Source organism: Mesorhizobium sp. M0772 (genome assembly GCF_040320135.1).
Lineage (GTDB): Bacteria > Pseudomonadota > Alphaproteobacteria > Rhizobiales > Rhizobiaceae > Mesorhizobium.
In genome coordinates, this window is the sequence record NZ_JAMYPB010000030.1 from 37159 (window position 1) to 55777 (window position 18619).

General features: G+C 62.2%; 14 protein-coding genes and 1 pseudogene. 14 read left to right on the forward strand and 1 reads right to left on the reverse strand.

Translation table 11 applies throughout. The features are described 5' to 3' along the window. Positions 1-23: 23 nt before the first annotated feature. The 8 genes from NKI06_RS19615 (at position 24) to NKI06_RS19650 (ending at position 9403) form a co-directional block, all read left to right on the forward strand. Positions 24-1046 carry a glycosyltransferase family 2 protein gene (locus NKI06_RS19615; protein WP_352986765.1) on the forward strand — a complete coding sequence of 341 codons (1023 nt, stop codon included), beginning with the start codon at positions 24-26 and terminating at the stop codon, positions 1044-1046. A 127-nt stretch (positions 1047-1173) separates the two neighbouring features. Then, on the forward strand, positions 1174-1569 hold the full coding sequence (locus NKI06_RS19620; protein ID WP_352986767.1) for a cytochrome P450 family protein: 396 nt from the start codon (positions 1174-1176) through the stop codon (positions 1567-1569). Between the two features lie 121 nt (positions 1570-1690). Continuing rightward, a complete protein-coding gene (exoK, locus tag NKI06_RS19625; RefSeq protein ID WP_352986769.1) occupies positions 1691-2590 on the forward strand; it encodes an endo-1,3-1,4-beta-glycanase ExoK in 900 nt (299 codons plus the stop codon). Between the two features lie 54 nt (positions 2591-2644). After that, positions 2645-3976: a UDP-glucose dehydrogenase family protein gene (locus tag NKI06_RS19630; RefSeq protein ID WP_023729640.1), complete on the forward strand. Its 1332-nt coding sequence runs from the start codon at positions 2645-2647 to the stop codon at positions 3974-3976. A gap of 31 nt (positions 3977-4007) precedes the next feature. Then, positions 4008-5087 carry a glycosyltransferase gene (locus tag NKI06_RS19635; RefSeq protein ID WP_023711257.1) on the forward strand — a complete coding sequence of 360 codons (1080 nt, stop codon included), beginning with the start codon at positions 4008-4010 and terminating at the stop codon, positions 5085-5087. A gap of 223 nt (positions 5088-5310) precedes the next feature. Beyond that, the gene (locus tag NKI06_RS19640) at positions 5311-6552 is read left to right on the forward strand and encodes a glycosyltransferase (protein ID WP_352986771.1); all 1242 of its coding nucleotides are present in this window, start codon (positions 5311-5313) and stop codon (positions 6550-6552) included. Between the two features lie 221 nt (positions 6553-6773). Beyond that, a complete protein-coding gene (locus NKI06_RS19645) occupies positions 6774-7943 on the forward strand; it encodes a glycosyltransferase (protein WP_023736209.1) in 1170 nt (389 codons plus the stop codon). After that, positions 7940-9403, forward strand: a complete 1464-nt coding sequence (locus NKI06_RS19650; protein ID WP_023684224.1) for a lipopolysaccharide biosynthesis protein — start codon at positions 7940-7942, stop codon at positions 9401-9403. Before NKI06_RS19645 ends, NKI06_RS19650 begins: the two co-directional genes overlap by 4 nt. A gap of 225 nt (positions 9404-9628) precedes the next feature. On the opposite strand, the pseudogene NKI06_RS19655 reads toward NKI06_RS19650, so the two are convergent. Beyond that, positions 9629-10795: pseudogene (locus NKI06_RS19655) on the reverse strand (polysaccharide pyruvyl transferase family protein); the annotation flags it as partial. A 177-nt stretch (positions 10796-10972) separates the two neighbouring features. On the opposite strand from NKI06_RS19655, the gene NKI06_RS19660 reads away from it, so the two are divergent. The 6 genes from NKI06_RS19660 (at position 10973) to NKI06_RS19685 (ending at position 18608) form a co-directional block, all read left to right on the forward strand. After that, entirely contained in the window at positions 10973-12145 is a 1173-nt protein-coding gene (locus NKI06_RS19660) for a glycosyltransferase (RefSeq protein WP_023689991.1), read from the forward strand. Positions 12146-12187: 42 nt separating this feature from the next. Then, positions 12188-13183 (forward strand): glycosyltransferase family 2 protein, encoded by a 996-nt coding sequence (locus tag NKI06_RS19665; protein ID WP_023684221.1) that lies wholly within the window; start codon positions 12188-12190, stop codon positions 13181-13183. Beyond that, positions 13183-14127, forward strand: coding sequence for a glycosyltransferase family 2 protein (locus tag NKI06_RS19670; protein WP_196814827.1), 945 nt, complete (start codon positions 13183-13185; stop codon positions 14125-14127). The genes NKI06_RS19665 and NKI06_RS19670 overlap by 1 nt, the downstream gene beginning before the upstream one ends. Further along, positions 14117-15067 carry a glycosyltransferase family 2 protein gene (locus tag NKI06_RS19675; protein ID WP_352986773.1) on the forward strand — a complete coding sequence of 317 codons (951 nt, stop codon included), beginning with the start codon at positions 14117-14119 and terminating at the stop codon, positions 15065-15067. Before NKI06_RS19670 ends, NKI06_RS19675 begins: the two co-directional genes overlap by 11 nt. A 75-nt stretch (positions 15068-15142) precedes the next feature. Then, positions 15143-16039, forward strand: coding sequence for a UTP--glucose-1-phosphate uridylyltransferase GalU (gene galU, locus NKI06_RS19680; protein WP_352986775.1), 897 nt, complete (start codon positions 15143-15145; stop codon positions 16037-16039). Positions 16040-16229: 190 nt separating this feature from the next. Further along, positions 16230-18608 (forward strand): polysaccharide biosynthesis tyrosine autokinase, encoded by a 2379-nt coding sequence (locus NKI06_RS19685; protein ID WP_023689994.1) that lies wholly within the window; start codon positions 16230-16232, stop codon positions 18606-18608. Positions 18609-18619: the final 11 nt, after the last annotated feature.

Consider the following 18619-nt stretch of genomic DNA (forward strand, 5'->3'; position numbering starts at 1 on the left):
TTATGCAATCGAAAGGCCACCCTATGTCCATGACAGAATCCCGGGTCTGCGTGATCATCGCGGCGCGCAACGCGGCCCGGACCATTCCCGCAGCCATCGCCTCGGCGCTGCGCGAGCCGGAGGTGGCGGAAGTCGTTGTCGTCGACGACGCCTCCACCGACGACACCGCAAAAGTGGCCAGCGCTGCCGACGATGGCAGCGGTCGGCTTTCGGTCATCCGGCTCGACGTCAATCGCGGCCCGTCCTTCGCTCGCAATGCCGCCATTGCCGGGTCGAAATCGCCTTTCATCAGCATTCTCGACGCCGACGATTTCTTCCTTCAGGGACGGTTTCGCCAGCTGTTTGCCAGCACCGACTGGGATTTCGCCGCCGACAACATCATGCTGATCCGTGACGATACGGCGACCGACGTCTCTAAGATCGTCGCCCCGTCCTTTTCGGCGGACCCGGAATTCCTCGACTTCGAGCGGTTCATCGAGGGCAACATCTCCAGACGGCGTGTCCAGCGCGGCGAACTCGGCTTTCTCAAGCCGGTGATATCAAGAGCTTTCCTCGACAGGCATGGGCTGCGTTACGACGAGAACCTGCGTCTCGGCGAAGATTATGAACTGTACGCCCGCGCCTTTGCCCTTGGCGCACGCTTCAAGGTCATCCGTTCCTGCGGCTATGGCGCGATCGTGCGCGCCGATTCGCTGAGCGGGCGCCACAAGACACAGGATCTGAAGCGCCTCGCCGATGCGGATCTGGCACTGCTCAAGATCGACAGCCTGCCGGAAGTCTCCAAGGCCCTGCTGCGCAAGCACGAGCGGCATGTGCGTGACAAATACCGGCTGCGCAATTTTCTCGATGTGAAGGCCGAGCGCGGCATGGCGGCTGCCGCCGCCTACGCGCTGGCCAGCCAGTCGAATCTCATTCCCATCGTTGTCGGCGTGGCCGCCGACAAGCTCGATGCGTTGTTTCGCCACGCCGGTCTGCCCCCGCGGCAGCAGCCGGTGCCGCCCTTGCGCTTCCTCATGGCCGGTACCAGCGCGGCGGCGCAAAAGTAGGCTCCGCCAGGTCCGGGACGGCGGCCGCAAGGCTGAAAAAATTGCCTTTCTGAAACTCGGAGGTTGCCTACACGCCCCGACGATGGCACTGTATGTTGCGGTGCAGCAATTTTGGAAGGCCAACCGGATGGCTTCAATTTTCGGCTTCAGGTCCAGGGACCCAGCGCGCGACAAGCAGACCGATCTGGCGCGTTTCGACCGTCTGGCAAAGCTGTTGGATCAGATCACGGCCGAGATTGCGGCCGAGAAGACCGGGCTGGAGGCCCGCTACCGGTCGAAGTCCACCAACGCGGCCTTCCTGGTCGAGTCGATGGAGAACGGCTCGGCGTCGGCAAGCAAGCTGTCGGAAGTCGGCGAGTTGACGAAGTCCATCCTGAACTGCGAACAGCGCATCGCCGAGCTGGTGCGCCAGACGAGCCGGATGAAGGAACTGCGTCATTCGCTCGACGCGATCGTCGGCGAGGATGGCCAGGATTCTGATTCGCACGGCGAATATGTCAAACCCGCAGGTCGCTTCGGCTGAACACGGTCACACGAGACACAGAAGAGAAAGTTCGGGGACGGAGGATCGGGATCGGCCCGTTAGCAATGTGGGCCAATCGGTGACTTTGGGTTGGGGCGGAACAGCACAAAGGTGAATTGATATGAACGCAGATCCGAAGACGACGCCCATGGCGGCAATCGATGCCATGATTTCCGCGCGGCCAAATCGGCCAATGCGTCTTGTATTCCCAACGCGTCTTCTATCCGTTGGTGCGCTTATGTTGGCGGCAGCCGCAGCTCTGCTCGGCGCCGCGCACCCCTCCCGCGCCCAGGACGCCTCCCCGGAGATGCAAAGCGCACCGTCCTTCGTCGACGATTTCAAGAGTTTCGATCGTTCGCGCTGGTATGTCTCCGACGGCTGGTCGAACGGCAATCACCAGAACTGCACCTGGTCGAAAAGCCTGGTAAAAGTTTCCGACAACATGCTGACGCTCGGCTTCGAAAAGCGCAAACTGAAGGACCGCGAGTTCGCCTGCGCCGAGATCCAGACCAAGCAGCGCTTCGGCTATGGGACCTATGAAGCACGGATGAAGACCGACACCGGATCCGGTCTCAACGCCGCTTTCTTCACCTATATCGGCCCTGCCGACAAACAGCCCTGGTATGAGATCGACTTCGAGGTGCTGACCAAGGATACATCCAAGGTGCAGGTCAACAGCTACATCGCCGGCAAACCCAAAAACGAGAAGCTGGCCGAGGTCGAAGGCGGCGCCGACAAGGGCTTCAACGACTATGCTTTTATCTGGGAAAAGGACCGGCTGCGCTGGTACGTCAACGGCAAGCTGGTCCAGGAAGTGACCAATCCCGAGCAATTGCCGACCCACTCGCAGAAGATATTCTTCAGCCTCTGGGGCAGCGACACGCTGAAAAACTGGATGGGCGCCTTTTCGGACCCCGGCCGCCAGGTGACGATGCAGGTGCAGCGCGTCGCCTTCACCGCACTCGGCCAGCCGTGCCAGTTTCCGGAATCGTTGGCATGCAGTGTAAGCAGCATAAAGTAATCTGAACCGGCCCGGCCATATAAGGCCAAAGGGCGTGAACAGGAATTAACCCGAATGAATTTGACGGTCTTTGGAATTGGCTATGTCGGTCTCGTGCAGGCCGCGGTGCTGGCTGAGGTCGGGCACCAGGTGGTGTGCGTCGATGTCGATGAAAAGAAGGTCGAGCGGCTCAACCAGGGCCTGGTGCCGATTTTCGAACCGGGACTGGAGGCCCTGGTCAAGGAGAACCACACCGCCGGCCGCATCAAATTCACCACCGATGCCGCCGCCGGCGTCAAGCATGGCGAGATCCAGATGATTGCGGTCGGCACGCCACCCGGCGAAGATGGTTCGGCCGACCTCAAATATGTGCTGGCGGTGGCCGAGACCATCGGCCGCGAGATGGACAGTCCCAAGATCGTCGTCGGCAAGTCGACCGTGCCGGTCGGCACCTGCGAAAAGGTGAAGGCCAAAATCGTCGCGACGCTGAAGGCGCGCGGGCGCCAGGACCTGGCTTTCGACGTCGCTTCCAATCCTGAGTTCCTCAAGGAGGGTTCCGCCGTCGCCGACTGCATGAAGCCCGACCGCATCATCGTCGGCACCAACAGCGAGGACACCGAGGCGGTGATGCGCGAGCTCTACGCGCCGTTCAACCGCAACCACGAGAAGATGATCGTGATGGACGTGCGCAGCGCCGAATTCACGAAGTACGCCGCCAACTGCATGCTGGCGACCAAGATCTCCTTCATGAACGAAATGGCCAACCTGGCCGAGCAGCTCGGCGCCGACATCGAGGAGGTGCGCAAGGGCATCGGCTCGGATCCGCGCATCGGCTATCACTTCATCTATCCCGGCCTCGGCTATGGCGGTTCGTGCTTTCCCAAGGATGTCCGCGCGCTGATCAAGACCGCCGAAGGCGTCAAGTTCGACGCCAAGCTGCTGCGCGCCGTGGAGGAGCGCAACAATGCGCAGAAATCGGTGCTGTTCGACAAGGTGCACCGTTATTTCAAGGGCAGTCTCAAGGGCAAGACCTTCGCGCTCTGGGGCCTCGCCTTCAAGCCCAACACCGACGACATGCGCGAGGCGCCGGCGCGCGTCCTGATGGAGGCGCTGTGGCAGGCCGGCGCCAATGTGCAGGCCTACGATCCCGAGGCGATGCAGGAATGCCAAGCCATCTACGGCCTGCGCGACGACCTTTTGTTGTGCGGCACCAAGGAGGCGGCACTGCGCGGCGCCGACGCGTTGCTGATCGCCACCGAATGGAAGAGTTTCCGCGCCCCGTCCTTCGACGCGGTGAAGGATGCCCTGACCACGCCGGTCATCTTCGATGGCCGTAACCTCTATGATCCCAAGGTCATCGCCCGTCACGGCATCGAGTATTTCTCGATCGGCAGGATGGCGGCGTGAAGGCAGGGCGGCACAACGCGGAGCCAGGTTCATGAAAGTTCTGTTTGCAGGCGGCACCGGCTACACGCCGCAATTCAGCGGGGGCGTCCAGTCGAGCACCCACCACCTGGTCGAGCAATTGCGCGAAAACGGTCACGAGGCATCCGTTCTGGCAGCGCTGTTCGGCGACGGCATGTTCGGCTTCAGGGCGCGCGCCAAGATGAAGCTCCTTCGTCAGCGCGCGGTCATCGACAATTTCCCGGGCTATCCGGTTGTACGGGCGTGGTTCCCCTGGGAAGCGGCCGACTTCGCCGTCAAAAAGTTGAGGCCGGATGTCGCGGTCGTGCAGTGCCACAATTCGGTGCCGATCGGCAGAGAGCTGCAGAGGCTTGGCGTGCCGCTGACCGTCTATCTGAGGAATGTCGAATTCGACGAATTGGCCGGCGATCTGCGTGAGCTCCATTCGGCGGTCTATATCGCCAACTCCGAGTTCACCGCGCGCGCCTATAAGGCAAAATTCGATATCGATTCGACGGTTATTCCGCCGACCATCAATCCCGCGTTCTACAGCACACCGACGACCGGTGAATTTGTCACGCTCATCAATCCGTATGAGGAAAAAGGCTTCGATCTTGCGGTGCGCATTGCCGCCGCCTGTCCCGAGATCCCGTTCCTGTTCGTCGAAAGCTGGAAGCTCGACGACGATCATCGAGCCCGGATCGAAGCAACAATCTCTCCCCTCCAGAACGTCAAGCTTGAAAGCCGCACCAGCGACATGAAGACGGTCTACGGCCGCACGAAAATCCTGCTTGCGCCCAGCAAATGGGAAGAAGCCTGGGGCCGGGTGGCCTCGGAAGCGCATTGTAGTGGCATTCCCGTGGTCGGCTCGCGGCGCGGCGGTCTGCCGGAAGCGATCGGCGCCGGCGGCGTGGTACTGGACTACGACGCACCGCTCGCCGACTGGGTCGCAACGGTCAGGCGGCTGTGGAGCGACGAGGCCGAGTACAAGCGGCTGTCAGCGACAGCACGTCAGTTTTCGGAGCGGCGGCAAATGAACCCCGACAGCCAGTTCGCAACGTTCATGGGCGTTCTCGACCGCGCAAGACGTGTCGGTTTGGAGCGCGCAGCCTAAACGCGTCGTGTTGCAGTTCAGCTGAGACGCTGCACGACCGTGGTCGCGCAAAGTTCCCGTTAGCCAGGTCCAGACGTCGTGCGCCCGTCCGGATCACTTTTAATTGTTGCAGTGCAATATTTTGTGGCACTGCAGCAATCAACGTGTATTCTGCCTGTCTACATTAGGGCTTGTGCGATATGGACCGCTTGGTCCGAGCAAGCCCCAACCTTATGGGCGGGTCATGCGCGTGGGCTTTGTCGTCGGCGAATTCCCTCTGCTTTCGGAAACCTTCGTCGTGGACCAGATGGCTGGGCTGCTGGCGCGGGGCTTTCAGGTCGAAGTGGTCTGCGAAAAGATGCAAGGTGACCACCGAATTGACCGGCAAAGCGAGCCGATGGCGACGCTGCTCGCCAGAACCCGACATTGGTGGCGATGGGCCGCTGTAATCAGCAAATTTGTACAGCGTCTGCCGCCGCGTCTGCGATACAAGGCCTCGACCGTTCTCGACATCGCCTTTGCACGCCGCCTGAACCGCTGCGACGTGATTGTCGCCCACTTCGGACAGAACGGCGAGAGAGCAGCCGCACTGAAGAAATGGAAGGTGCTCAAACCACCGATCATAACCATCTTTCACGGCGCGGACGTGGCGATCCCGGCGCGGCAGGCAGTGCTCGCGACACAATATGCCGGGCTGATCAAGCATGGGACCCTGAACCTGCCCGTCAACGATTACTTCCGCACGATGCTGCTGGAAGCCGGCCTGTCGCAGGCGAGCACGACGGTCCACCATATGGGAATTGACGCCCGCGAAATCGGCTATCGCTGGGAATCGTGGGAAGGCACCCAACTGGTCGTGACGACGGTTTGCCGCCTGGTCGAAAAGAAAGGCGTCGAGTTCGCCTTGCGAGCCTTGGCCTCCCTCAACGCCTCCCAGCCGCAGCTAGACTGGCGTTACGACATTGTTGGCGACGGTCCTCTGCGGATGAATCTGGAGAAGCTGGCCGTAGAGCTGGGCTTGGCTGGTCGCGTAACGTTCCTCGGCAGCCTCCCTCACGCGGAGGTGAAAAGACGGCTTCGCATGGCCCATCTCTTTTTGCTGCCAAGTATCACTGCCAGCGACGGGGATATGGAAGGCATTCCGGTCGCGCTCATGGAGGCCATGGCCGCCGGATTGATTGCGGTCAGCACGTATCATTCGGGAATCCCGGAGCTCATCAAGGATGGGGAGACGGGGTTGCTTGCGCCCGAGCGAGATATCTCAGCGCTTGCCGGCAAGCTTGCCTGGGCCGGGGAGCACCCGACCGAATGCGAGCGTATCGCGCTTGCCGCACGCCGCAAAGTCGAGGACGACTTCAACGCAGATGTTCTGAATGAACGTTTTGCGCAGATCGTTACCCAACTGGCCACATCGAGCCCTGCGCATGAACCTGCCGGTCATGTCGGGGTTTCCGAGGGCTTGGCGGATCCTTCATCTGCCGGCTGACACTGCTGCTCTGCGTTTGATCGGCAGACACGCCAAGCCGAGGGAAATCTTGCTACACTGCACCAAAAATGTTGCAGTGCAGCAAGACCTATACTAACGTCCCTGCGGGTGGGCCAACAGCGGTAGAGTTCCATGCTGCATGTCTTGTGCCTCCGGCACCCTGTTTTCGGCCCGGCTTTTGTCAAGGGCACACCGGCTCTCCGCACGAGCGCATCCTGCCGATGAAGATTTGCTTTGTAGTCGACAAGTTTCCCTCATTGTCCGAAACCTTTGTTCTCGACCAGATAGCCGGATGCCTTGAGCGCGGCATGGAAGTCGGCGTCGTCTGCAACGAGACGTCCTTCGGCAGGGACAGCAACATCGATGATCCGCGCTGGCAGGCGTTGCCAGGAAAGGTCGTATGCTGGTGGGGTGGCCTGGGTCGCTATCGCCCGCTGCTCAGGAAGTGGTCCGGCAGGTTCTGGGACAAGCTCTCGACCGCCATCGACATTGCTCATGCGCGAAAACTGCAGGGCGCCGACGTCATCGTTGCCCATTTCGGCAACAACGGCATGCGCGTGGCCCGCGCCATCAAGCGCGGGAGGATTTCCGCTCCCCTGGTGACGATATTTCACGGCCGTGATGTCGGCGAACCGCTGCATGACAATACGCTCGCGCGCTACAAGATTGTGTTCGAAAAGGGCGTTCTTCAACTGCCGGTGAATGCGTTTTTCCGCGATGCCTTGATTGAGGTCGGTGCATCGCCGGAGCAGGTTGTGGTTCACCATATGGGGGTGCGGCCGAGTGACATCGACTATCGGTGGCGTTCATGGGAGCAGGCTACGCTCTCTTTCATCTCGGTCTGCCGCCTGACTGAAAAGAAGGGCATCGAATATGCGCTTCGCGCGCTTGCTGGCCTGCCGCGGCGAGACTGGATCTACTCGGTGATCGGCGGCGGAGAACTTCTCGAGCAGCTGAAGGGGATCGCCGCAGAGCTCGGCATTGCCGACAGGGTGAATTTTCTTGGGCCACGGCCGCACAGCGAAGTCAAACAGCGTCTGCGCGATGCGCATGTATTCCTGCTGCCCAGCGTCGGCGCCCGCGATGGCGATCTGGAAGGCATTCCGGTTTCGCTGATGGAAGCGATGGCCGCCGGCCTGACGGTGGTCAGCACATATCATTCCGGGATCCCTGAACTGATCGACGATCACAAGACGGGTTTTCTCGTGGCTGAGCGGGACGTTGCGGCGCTGACCGGAAAGCTTGCCTGGATCGCCGAGAATCCGAAGCCGTGTGAAGAGATCGCTCTCGCGGCGCGCAAGAAGATCGAGGCCGAGTTCAACTCCGATCTGCTGAACCAACATTTCGTGGAAATCGCCATGCGGCTTGGCGAAACGAGGTCGCTTGCATGAACGCCAATCCGCCCCCCCAGTTCGGTCGTGTCGCCCTGCGCGGCGGGCTGGTAACCATCGGCGCCCAGGGCTTCAAGATGGCGATCCAGTTTCTCTCCGTCATCGTGCTGGCCCGTCTGCTCGTCCCCGAGGATTTCGGTCTGGTGGCTTCCGTCGGGCCGATCGTCGCCTTCGTCGGGCTGCTTCAGAATCTGGGCCTGCAGCAGGCTGTGGTTCAGCGCAAGGACATCAGCAACCAGCAGCTCAACCAGGTGTTCTGGATCAGCGCGCTCGTCGGGCTGGGTAGTGCCGTGGTAGTGGCCGGCCTGGCGCCTGCCATCGCCGCGTTCTATGGCGATCAACGTATGTCCGGCATCACCCTTGGCTCTGCCCTGCCGCTGCTTCTCGGCAGTCTGGCCGCAGTGCCGCTGGCGTTGATGAACCGGCACCTGCAGTTCGGCCAGCTCGCACTGAACGACGTGATAAGCGCCGCCGCCGGACTTCTGGCCGCCGCGATCGCGGCCTATGCGGGGTTGGGCTACTGGTCGCTGGTCATCGGCCCGGCGGTTTCGGCAGCTATCGCCCTGGCTGCCGCCTGGCTGGTGGCGCGTTGGACGCCTTTGCGGCCGGACCTGAAGGTCGATGCCGATATATTGTCGTTCGGCGCCAACCTGACCGGCTTCAACCTCGCCAACTTCTTCTCGCGCAATCTCGACAACATTCTCATCGGAAAATATTCCGGTGCGATCGAACTCGGCTATTACGACCGCGCCTACAAGCTCCTGTTGTTCCCGCTGCAGAACATCAACCAGCCGCTGACACGGGTCATGGTGCCGCTGCTCAGCCGCATTCACGATGACAAGGCCCGCTTTCGCGATATCTATGTGCGCACCAACTGGATGCTGGCGGCCGTTACCATGCCGGGCATCGCGGCGCTGACGCTGACCTCTAATCAGATCGTCGGACTTCTCTTTGGCGCGGGCTGGGCACCGGTCGCACCGATCTTTGCCTGGCTGGGCATCGCCAGCCTGGTCCAGTCCGTTTCAAGCACGACGGGATGGATATTCATCTGTCAGGGCAAGACGAAGACCATGTTCCATTGGGGCATCTATTCGTCGCTGACGACCGTCGCTGCCTTCGTCGTCGGCCTGCACTGGGGCGCCGTCGGCGTTGCCGCGGCCTATGCCATCAGCGGTTACGTGCTGCGCGTTCCCGTGCTGGCGCTACTGGTCCATCGCGTCGGTCCGGTGACCGCCGCCGACTTCCTGCTCATGCAGGGGCTTTTCATCGCCTCGTCCCTGCTTGCCTGGTTCCTGTACCTGTGGTTGCCGGCGTCTCTAACGGGCCAGTCAGACCTGCTCGCGGTCTTTTTGGCGCTTGCCCTCAACTACGGCATCGGTCTCGTTTTCATGCTTGCCGTCCCGCAGTCGCGACGCGCCTTGTTCACCACCCTGTCCAACGCCGCGCGCAATATCCGCTGAGCGGCCGGCGATCAGCGGCGCCAGCAGGTTTGTGGCCGACATTGCCGAAGCATGTTCTTCGAGCACGGCCTGAAGGCTTGTCTTGCGATAGCGGTCGAGATTTCCCGCAAACCGGCCGAGCTTTTCGCGCGCCTCTTCGGGCGTCACGGTGTCGATGTCGAGCAGCACATCGTCGACACCGATTCGCTTGGCCACTTCCTTGGTTTTGAACTCGTAGGCGATCGGCAGCACCGGCGTGCCGACGCAAAGCGACATGATCATCATATGCATGCGCGTCGCGACGACGAAGTCGAAGCCCTTCACCAGCCCCATCAACTGGTCCGGCGTGTGGAACGAAGCGTCCACTGTCACGTGGCTGGCGATCTCAGGATCGAGCTCGGCAACGATGGCCTGTGCGGTCTTGGAATCGTCATGGGCATATTCCGGCACGCCCTGACACGTGGAGACGAAGGTCACCTCCTTGCCAAGGTCCCTGACAAGAATTGTGGCGATCTCGCGGATCGAATCCAGATAGCGGCGCATGCCGCCCTCACCGTCGCTGACGTAGTTCCAGTGGCGGACCGAAATAGCGACGCGGCCCGTCGACGCCGGCGGCTGGCTGGAAGCGAGACGCTTGCCGATCCTGTCGGTATCGGCCAAGGCGAATACGGCATCGGCCACCACGTGGCACTTGCCGAGATCCTTCACCAAGTCCCGGATATGGGTCCGCGACCGTTCGTCGCGCAACAGGATGAGCGGACTGCGGTCAAAGATCGGGCCGAGCTCCTGGCGGTTGTAACTTTTGTCGAACGGACCGAGGGATTGCGTGAAGAAGACCGGATCTTTGCCAAATACGGCATCGAGCCTGAACTGATTGAGGCGTCGTTCGAGATTGTAGTTCTCGACGAGATAGGTTCCCCCTGTGGTGACCACCATGTCCGCGTCGGCGTAGATATCGAGACCGCGCCGGTCGCGATGGCTGAAAAAATTGCCTAGCGCGCTGCTGCCAAACCAGCGCAGGGCCTGGAGAACGAGCCGATTGTAGATCGGCTTGAACCGGTCCCTCAGCCCGCTGCCATTCTTGTATCGGAACAGGGATTCCGACAGCAGCTTATGAAATTCGAGGTCGGGATAATCCGTCTTCGGATAGAGTCGTTCCGCAACCTCGGGCTGGCTGTCGAAGACGGCAAACCGCACGTCGCCTTGCACGATCGTCTTGAGAATGTGGCGGACCGCCAGCAGAATCGCCGCATCCCCGGTATTCAGGCAGACTGTGTTTTCAACGACGATCTTCATGGGATACCTCATTTCGTCAGCAGATTCCGCGGCGGGGCCTGCGGTGCCTAGGACGGGCATGGTGACCGAAAACACCAACGCCAGGACGATCCCGATGCGGCTCGCGTCACAATTCATCGCTGCATCGGGCTGGGTGACCAGTCAGAGCGGCGCTCAAGCCCGACGAAGGGTAACGCATCAATTTTGCAGTGCAACAAAAAACGTGCACTTATGCTACGGCGCACCAAAAATGTTGCGATGCAGCAAAAGCTGGGTTAGCATTCCCGTGGGTGGGCCAACAGCGGTCGAGTTTTCATGCTGCATGTCTTGTACCTTGTGCACGATGTTTCCGACCCGGCGGTGCGCCGGCGGATCATAATGCTCAAGGCAGGCGGCGCGCGGGTCACGTTGGCCGGCTTCCGTCGGACCACAAATGCTGTTCCCGACGTCGAGGGGCTGCAGCCGGTCGACCTCGGCGCGACGCGTGACGGCCGATTCGGCCAGCGTCTGGCGGCGGTCGCCAAGGCGGCGCTGTCGATAGGCTCGAAGCTTGCGGCGATGCCGAAGCCCGACCTCATCATCGCGCGCAATCTGGAAATGCTGGCGCTGGCCAGGCGCGCCAAGGCCGCCTTTCGCGGCGGCGTGCCGATCGTCTACGAATGCCTCGACATCCATCGCCTGGTGCTGCGCAATGACATGCTGGGCAAAGCACTGCGCACAGCGGAGCGTTATCTCGCCCGCGACGTGAAGCTTCTGGTGACGAGCTCACCGGCCTTCATCGCCAATTATTTCAAGCCGTTCGGGCAGGTCGCCGCACCGGTGGAACTGGTCGAAAACAAATACTTCGAAACCGCGCCGATCGCCTTGGATGACAGGTCAAAGGCCGAAAACCCTGCAGCACCCCCGTGGCGCATCGGCTGGTTCGGCGCGCTGCGCTGCCGCCGCTCGCTGGAGCTGCTGGCCGACTTCACGCGCCGTCAGGGCGGGCGCTTCGAGGTCGTCCTCCGGGGCCGTCCGGCACTCTCGGAATTCCCGGATTTCCATGCTTTTGTCGAGGCCGAACCCTATCTCTCCTTTCGTGGCCCCTACCGCAACCCGGAAGACATGGCCGCGATCTACGGCGAAGTGCATTTTTCCTGGGCGATCGATTTCTTCGAGGAAGGGCAGAATTCGGAATGGCTGCTGCCCAACCGCCTCTATGAGGGCTGCCGCTTCGGCGCCGTACCGATCTCGATGGGCACTACCGAGACGGGGCGCTTTCTCAACCAGCAGGACATTGGCATCCTGCTTTCTGCTGCCACGCCCGAAATCCTGGAAACCGCGCTCGGCCGCATGGACCAGGAGCACTTCGGCAAGGCCAAGGCGCGTGTGCTGGCCCGCAACCCACGAACCTGGAGTTACGACCGCAGCGACTGCCGCGCCTTTGTCGACAGGCTGCGCGGCCTTGCGGTTGCCCCTGGTTCGTTCGCCACCGAGGCACTGGCCTGAAGGATGACCAATGACAAAAGTGCAGTTCATGGGAAGGCGCCGATGACGCAAACCGAAGCGCTGCCGCCAAGCCTGATCGTCATTCCGTGCCTGAATGAGGCAGCCCATATCGGCGCGTTGCTCGAGCAGCTCAGGCCGGCAGCGCTAAGGCTCGGCGCCCGCATCGTCGTTGCCGATGGCGGCAGCACCGATGGTACTTTGGCCATTGTCGAAGCGGTTGCGGCCAAGGACCCTCAGGTCGTCCTCCTGCACAACCCAAAACGTATCCAGAGCGCGGCGATCAATCTCGCCGTCGCCAGCCTCGGTGACGGCGCCGAATACCTGATCCGCATTGATGCCCATGGCGGCTATCCCGCCGATTATTGCGACCGGCTGGTCGAGGAGGCGCTCGCCACTTCAGCCGATTCGGTCGTCGTCTCGATGCTGACCAGCGGCAGCGGCGCGGTGCAGAAAGCGGTCGCGGCGGCGCAGAATTCCAAGCTCGGCACCGGCGGCTCCAAGCACCGGCACCTCTCGGCCGGCGAATGGGTCGACCACGGCCATCACGCGCTGATCCGGATTTCGGCCTTCACCGCGGTCGGCGGCTATGACGAGAGCTTCAGCCACAATGAGGATGCCGAACTCGACTACCGGCTGCGCCAGGCTGGCTACCGCATCTGGATGAGCGGCAAGACGCAGATGGTCTACTATCCGCGTTCGTCGCTGAAGGGCCTGTATTTCCAATATCTCGGCTATGGCCGCGGCCGCGCCAAGAATGTGCTCAAGCACCGTATGATCCCGAAAGTTCGGCAGATGATCCCGCTGCTGGTGGCGCCGGTCGTCCTTCTCGCGGTATTTTCCTTTATCCACTGGCTGGCGGCGGTGCCGCTGCTGGTCTGGACTTCGGTCTGTCTGGGCTACGGCGCTGTGACCGCCATCAGCCAGCGCAATCCCAACAATGTGCTGGCGGGCATTTCGGCGATGGTCATGCATTTCGGCTGGTCGCTCGGGTTTTGGCTGCAACTGCTCGGCTCGCGATCGCAGCGCGGGGTGGCATGATGGTCGCCGACAGCCGCCGAATCGACATCTGCGTCTGCACGTTCCGGCGGCCGGAACTGGCCGACACGCTGCGGTCGCTCGCTGCCATGGATATGCCTGCCGGTTTCGGCATCGGCGTCATCGTCGCCGACAATGACGACGAGCCGACCGCCGAGCCGCTGGTGACCGCGCTGGCGAGCGAATTGAAGCTCGTGGCCCGCTACCGGCACGCTCCGGCGCGCAACATCTCGGTTGCCCGCAACGCCTGTCTTGATGCCAGCACGGCCGATTTTGTCGCCTTCATCGACGACGATGAAACCGCTTCCCGGCAATGGCTGGCCGAACTGATTGCTATCGCGGAGACAAGCGGCGCCGAGGCCGTGCTCGGTCCGGTGCGGGCGCTCTACCGCCCGGATGCGCCGGACTGGATGCGCAAGGGCGATTTCCATTCGACCTTGCCGGTCTGGGTGCAGGGCGAAATCCGCACCGGCTACACCTGCAACGTCCTTTTGAGGATGAGCGCCGACAGCTTGCGCGACCGTCGTTTCAGCCTGGCGCGCGGCCAGAGCGGCGGCGAGGACACCGAATTCTTCAACCGCATGGTCAAGGCAGGCGGTCGCATCGCCTTTGCGCCGGAGGCGTGGGTCGAGGAAGTCGTGCCGCGTTCGCGAGCCGCTTTCGACTGGCTGCGCCGCCGCCGCTTCCGCTTCGGCCAGACGCATGGCCACCTCATCGGCCATGACGCAGGCGTGATAGAGCGTGCGAAGGCTGTCGGCCTTGCCTCGGCCAAGGCCGTCTATTGCTTCGGCATGGCGGCGTTGACCGCGATTAGCCCGGTCCGCCGCAACCGCAGCGTGCTGCGCGGCATCATGCATGTCGGCGTCGTCAGCGGCCTGGTCGGTATCAGCGAAATTCGCCAATACGGACTGTCTTCCCCGCAGCAAGGAGGCAAGCGTGCAGCCTGACGTCTCCTTTGTCATCGCAGCCCACAATGCCGCGGCCACGCTCGATCGGGCGATCGCAAGCGCCATGGCCCAGCGCGATGTCAGCGTCGAAATCATCGTCGCCGATGACCAGTCGCGCGACAACACGCTCGACGTCGCAAGAGCCTATCCAAAAGATGTCGTCAAAGTGGTTGCGCTGCCGGCAAATCGTGGCCCTGGCGGCGCCAGGAATGCCGGCCTCGACCTCGCCACAGGCCGCTGGGTCGCGGTGCTCGATTCCGACGATGCCGTCCTGCCCGGGCGGCTCGCCGCCATGATCGCGCGAGCCGAAAGTGCGGGCGCTGTAATCGCCGTCGACAACCTCCAGGTGGTGCGCGAGGACCGCATTGCCGAAGCGACGATGTTTCCCGCCAAATATCTGGAGGGCCTGCGTGAAATCACGCTCGCCGACTACATCGCTGGCAACATCGTTTTCGAATCCACGTTCAACCTTGGCTATCTCAAGCCGATCTTCCAGCGCCGTTTCCTGATCGAAAACGGGCTTCGCTATGATGAAAGTCTGAGCATAGGCGAGGATTACATCCTGCTCGCCAACGCGCTGGCCAAGAGCGGAAAATGCGTCGTCGAGCCGACGACCGGCTATATCTACCACATCCGCACGGGCTCGATCTCGCGCGTGCTCGAGCTTCACCATATCGAGGCGATGCGCAAGGCCGACGCGGTCTTCGCCGAGACCAATTCCATGGACGCTGCTGCTGCGGCCGCCTTCGCCAAACGCGCCCGCAGCCTGCGCAAGGCGGCATCGTTCCTGTCGCTGGTCCAGCACATCAAGGCGCGTTCGCCGTTGAAAGCGATACGCACCGCGCTAAGTGATCCGGCGGCTGTCAGGCACATGTCGATGCCGATCGCCGTCCGCCTCAAAAGGGTGGCGGCGCAGTTTGCCGTCGGCGCGGAGAGGTAAGGAGGGCGAGTACATCAAGACGTTTGTTCGTGGCCTGCAACAGGCTGAAATCGATCTGCTCAGAAGGAATTTGCGATGAAGAAAATCAGGAAGGCAGTCATCCCTGTGGCGGGGCTTGGAACACGGTTCCTGCCGGCAACCAAGTCGATTCCGAAGGAGATGCTGCCCGTGGTCGACCGGCCGGTCGTCCAATATGCGGTGGACGAGGCCTTCGAAGCCGGCATCGAGCACATCGTGTTCGTCACCGGCCGCAACAAGGCTGTCATCGAGGACTACTTCGACCTGCACCCCGAACTGATTGGAACGCTCGAACAAACCGGCAAGAAGACCCAGCTCGAGGCGCTCGAAAGCATGCTGCCCGTGGCCGGCGCCACCAGCTTCATCCGCCAGCAGTCGCCACATGGTCTCGGCCATGCGGTGTGGTGCGCACGCGAAGTCATCGGCGACGAGCCCTTCGCCCTGCTGCTCCCCGATATGGTGTCGTTCGGTCGCCGAGGTTGCCTGGCTGAAACAGTCGATCTCTATCACCAGACCGGCGGCAATGTGATCGCCGTCGAGCGCTGTGATCCCAGCGAGACCAGCAAATACGGCATCGTCGGGCGCGGCGCCGAGACAGGCAGCGGCTTCGAGGTGACGGCCATGGTCGAAAAGCCGGCGCCGGCCAATGCGCCGTCGAACTATTACATCAACGGCCGCTACATCCTGCAGCCCGAGATCTTCACGCTGCTGGGCAACCAGCAGCGCGGCGCCGGCAACGAAATCCAGCTTACCGATGCCATGGTGCGGCTGGCGAAAAGCCAGTCTTTCTTTGCCCAGCCTTTCAATGGCCGCATGTTCGACTGCGGCTCCAAGGAAGGCTTCATAGAGGCGACCATCGCCTTCGCGCTGGCGCGCGACGACATGAAGGGACCTGTGCTGGAAATGCTGCAGGCGTTCGTGCGGTCGCATGAGCGTCAGGAAGTGGCCGCATAATGCCCATCTTTCGAGGGCATATGCGTTTGGACGATGGCGCGGCTCATGCCTGCACGCCTGGCCGCTCAGGCCCAGCGCCGGATGGCATGAAGCTTGCGTTGCATATCTTGCCCCCGATCTCCGCAGCTTCGGACGAGGTGGGACCTGACCCGTCTCGCTCCGGCGCCTGTAACCTAGAATTGGATCGAAGATGAATTATGCCAGCTTTCCTCTCGACAAGAGGATGCCATTGCCCAACCCCGATCAGGAAAAGGGTGAAGACTTCATCGACGTCGAGCGCCTGCTTGGCATGGCGGCGCGTCAGGTCAAGGTGGTGGCGGTCTGCGCCATCATCGGCCTGTTCCTGGGGTTGCTCTATCTGCAGACCACGCCCAAGCAATACATGTCGGTCGCCAGCGTGCTGATCGACGAAGGCCTGAACAAGGTCATCGACGACATCTCGGCTGCATCCGTCACCATGCAGACCGACGCCGCCCTGCTCAGCCAGATCGAAATCATCACCTCGGCGCGGCTGGCCTCGGTGGTGGTCGACAAGCTGAAACTCGACCAGAACGCAGAGTTCATGAACCCGCCGCAATCGGCGCTGGTCAAGGGCATCGGCTTCGTGCGCGGCGTGATCGGCTATTTCCGCTCAAGTTCCGCCGAGCAGATTCCCGGCATGGAAAACGTCGATGAGGCGACACGCCAGGCCATGATGCAGACGGCGCGCCACGACTATGCCGTGCTGAAGCTGCAGAGCGAGGTGCTGGCGCAGCGCAACGGCCGCTCCTATGTGCTCGCCATCGGTTACCAGTCGACCAATCCGGCGCTCGCCACCGCCATCACAAAGGCCTATGCCGACGCCTATCTCGCCGACCAGCTCAATGCCAGCTTCGACGCCACCGAGCGCGCTGCGGTCTGGCTGCAGGGCCGGCTGACCGAGCTTCGTCAGAACTCACAGGCGGCCGCTATGGCGGTCGAGAAATTCAGGGCCGAGCATGGTCTGGCCGCCAACAGCGACGGCCAGCTGATCAGCGACAAGCAGATTGCCGATCTCACCGCGCAACTGATCGTCGCGCAGGCCGATACGGCGCGCGCCAGCGCCCGCTATCAGCAATACAAGACCATCGTCGAAAGCGGCTCGGACAATGCCTTCAACGATTCCGCCATCTCAAGCGATCAGCCGGCAAGCTCCGTCATTGCAACGCTCAAGACCCGCTATCTCGCAGTGGCCAAGCGGCTGCAGGACGTGACGGCCAATTTCGGCGCCGACCATCCGCAGGCGGTGGCGCTGGCCAAGGAAAAGGCCGACCTGTCGACCCAGATTTTCGGCGAGTTGAAGCAACTGACCGAAAGCTATCGCAATGAATATGAAGTCGCGCTTTCACGCGAGACCTCACTGAGGCAGAAGATCGCCGACGCGGCCGGCAAGAGCTCTATCGACAACCAGAGCCAGGTCAAACTGCGCGAACTCGACCAGCAGGCGCAGGCGCTGACCACGCTCTACCAGACCTTCCTTAGCCGCTACGAGGAGGCCTCGCAGCAGCAATCCTTCCCGGTCGGCAAGGTCCGCATCATCTCGGATGCCTCAACGCCGCTTTCCGCCTCAAGCCCGCGCACCTCCAGGGTGCTGGCGCTGTCGCTGGTGCTTGGCGTGCTGCTTGGCGCCGGCTTCGGTGGCCTGAATGAGTTCAACGAGCGCTTCTTCAGGACCGGCGAGGACATTCGCGATCGCGTCGGCCTCAAATTCCTCGGCTATTTGCCGATGATCGGCGGCAGGCTCGGCAAGGACGCCGACGGCGGTGCGGCGGATGCCAAAGGCGCCAACACATTGTCGGCGGCCGAGAAACGGGCGCGCATGCGGGTCAGCGTCGATGCGCCGGCATCGATGTTCTCCGAAACGCTGCGCAACGCCAAGATCGCCTTCGACGTCGTCATGGAAGGGCAAGGCAGCCGGGTCATAGGCGTGGTCTCGGTCCTGCCCGGCGAGGGCAAGTCTACGGTCGCCGCCAATCTCGCCGGATTGCTGGCCGCCAACGGCTCGAAGACGCTTTTGATCGACGCCGATCTGCGCAATCCTGGCCTCAGCCGCAACCTCGGCATGGAGGCCGAGCAGGGGCTGATGGAGGCCGTGGTCAACGGCCAGACCTGGCAGTCGGTCGGCAAGGTCGACCGCCAGACCAAGCTGGCGATCATCCCGGCCGTGCTGCGTGGGCAGTTCTCGCATACCAGCGAGCTGCTGTCGTCGGCCGGCATGCGGCGCTTCATCGACAACGCCAAGGAGACGTTCGAGTACATCATCGTCGACCTGCCGCCGCTCGGCCCCGTGGTCGACGCCAAGGCGTTTGCGCCGCTGGTCGACGGCTTCGTGCTGGTTGCCGAATGGGGCCGCACGCCGCGCGCCATGGTGCGCTCGCTGCTGGAGCAGGAACCCTACGTCGCAAGCAAGGTCGTCGGCGCCGTGCTCAACAAGGTCGATCTGAAGAAGCTGCCGAAATACGGCTCGCTCGGCGGCTCGGAAAAGTTCTTCGACCGCTATTCGACCTACTATCTGGAGAAATCGGACGTGCGGGCCAAGACCGCCGCCTGAACGGAGCGCGA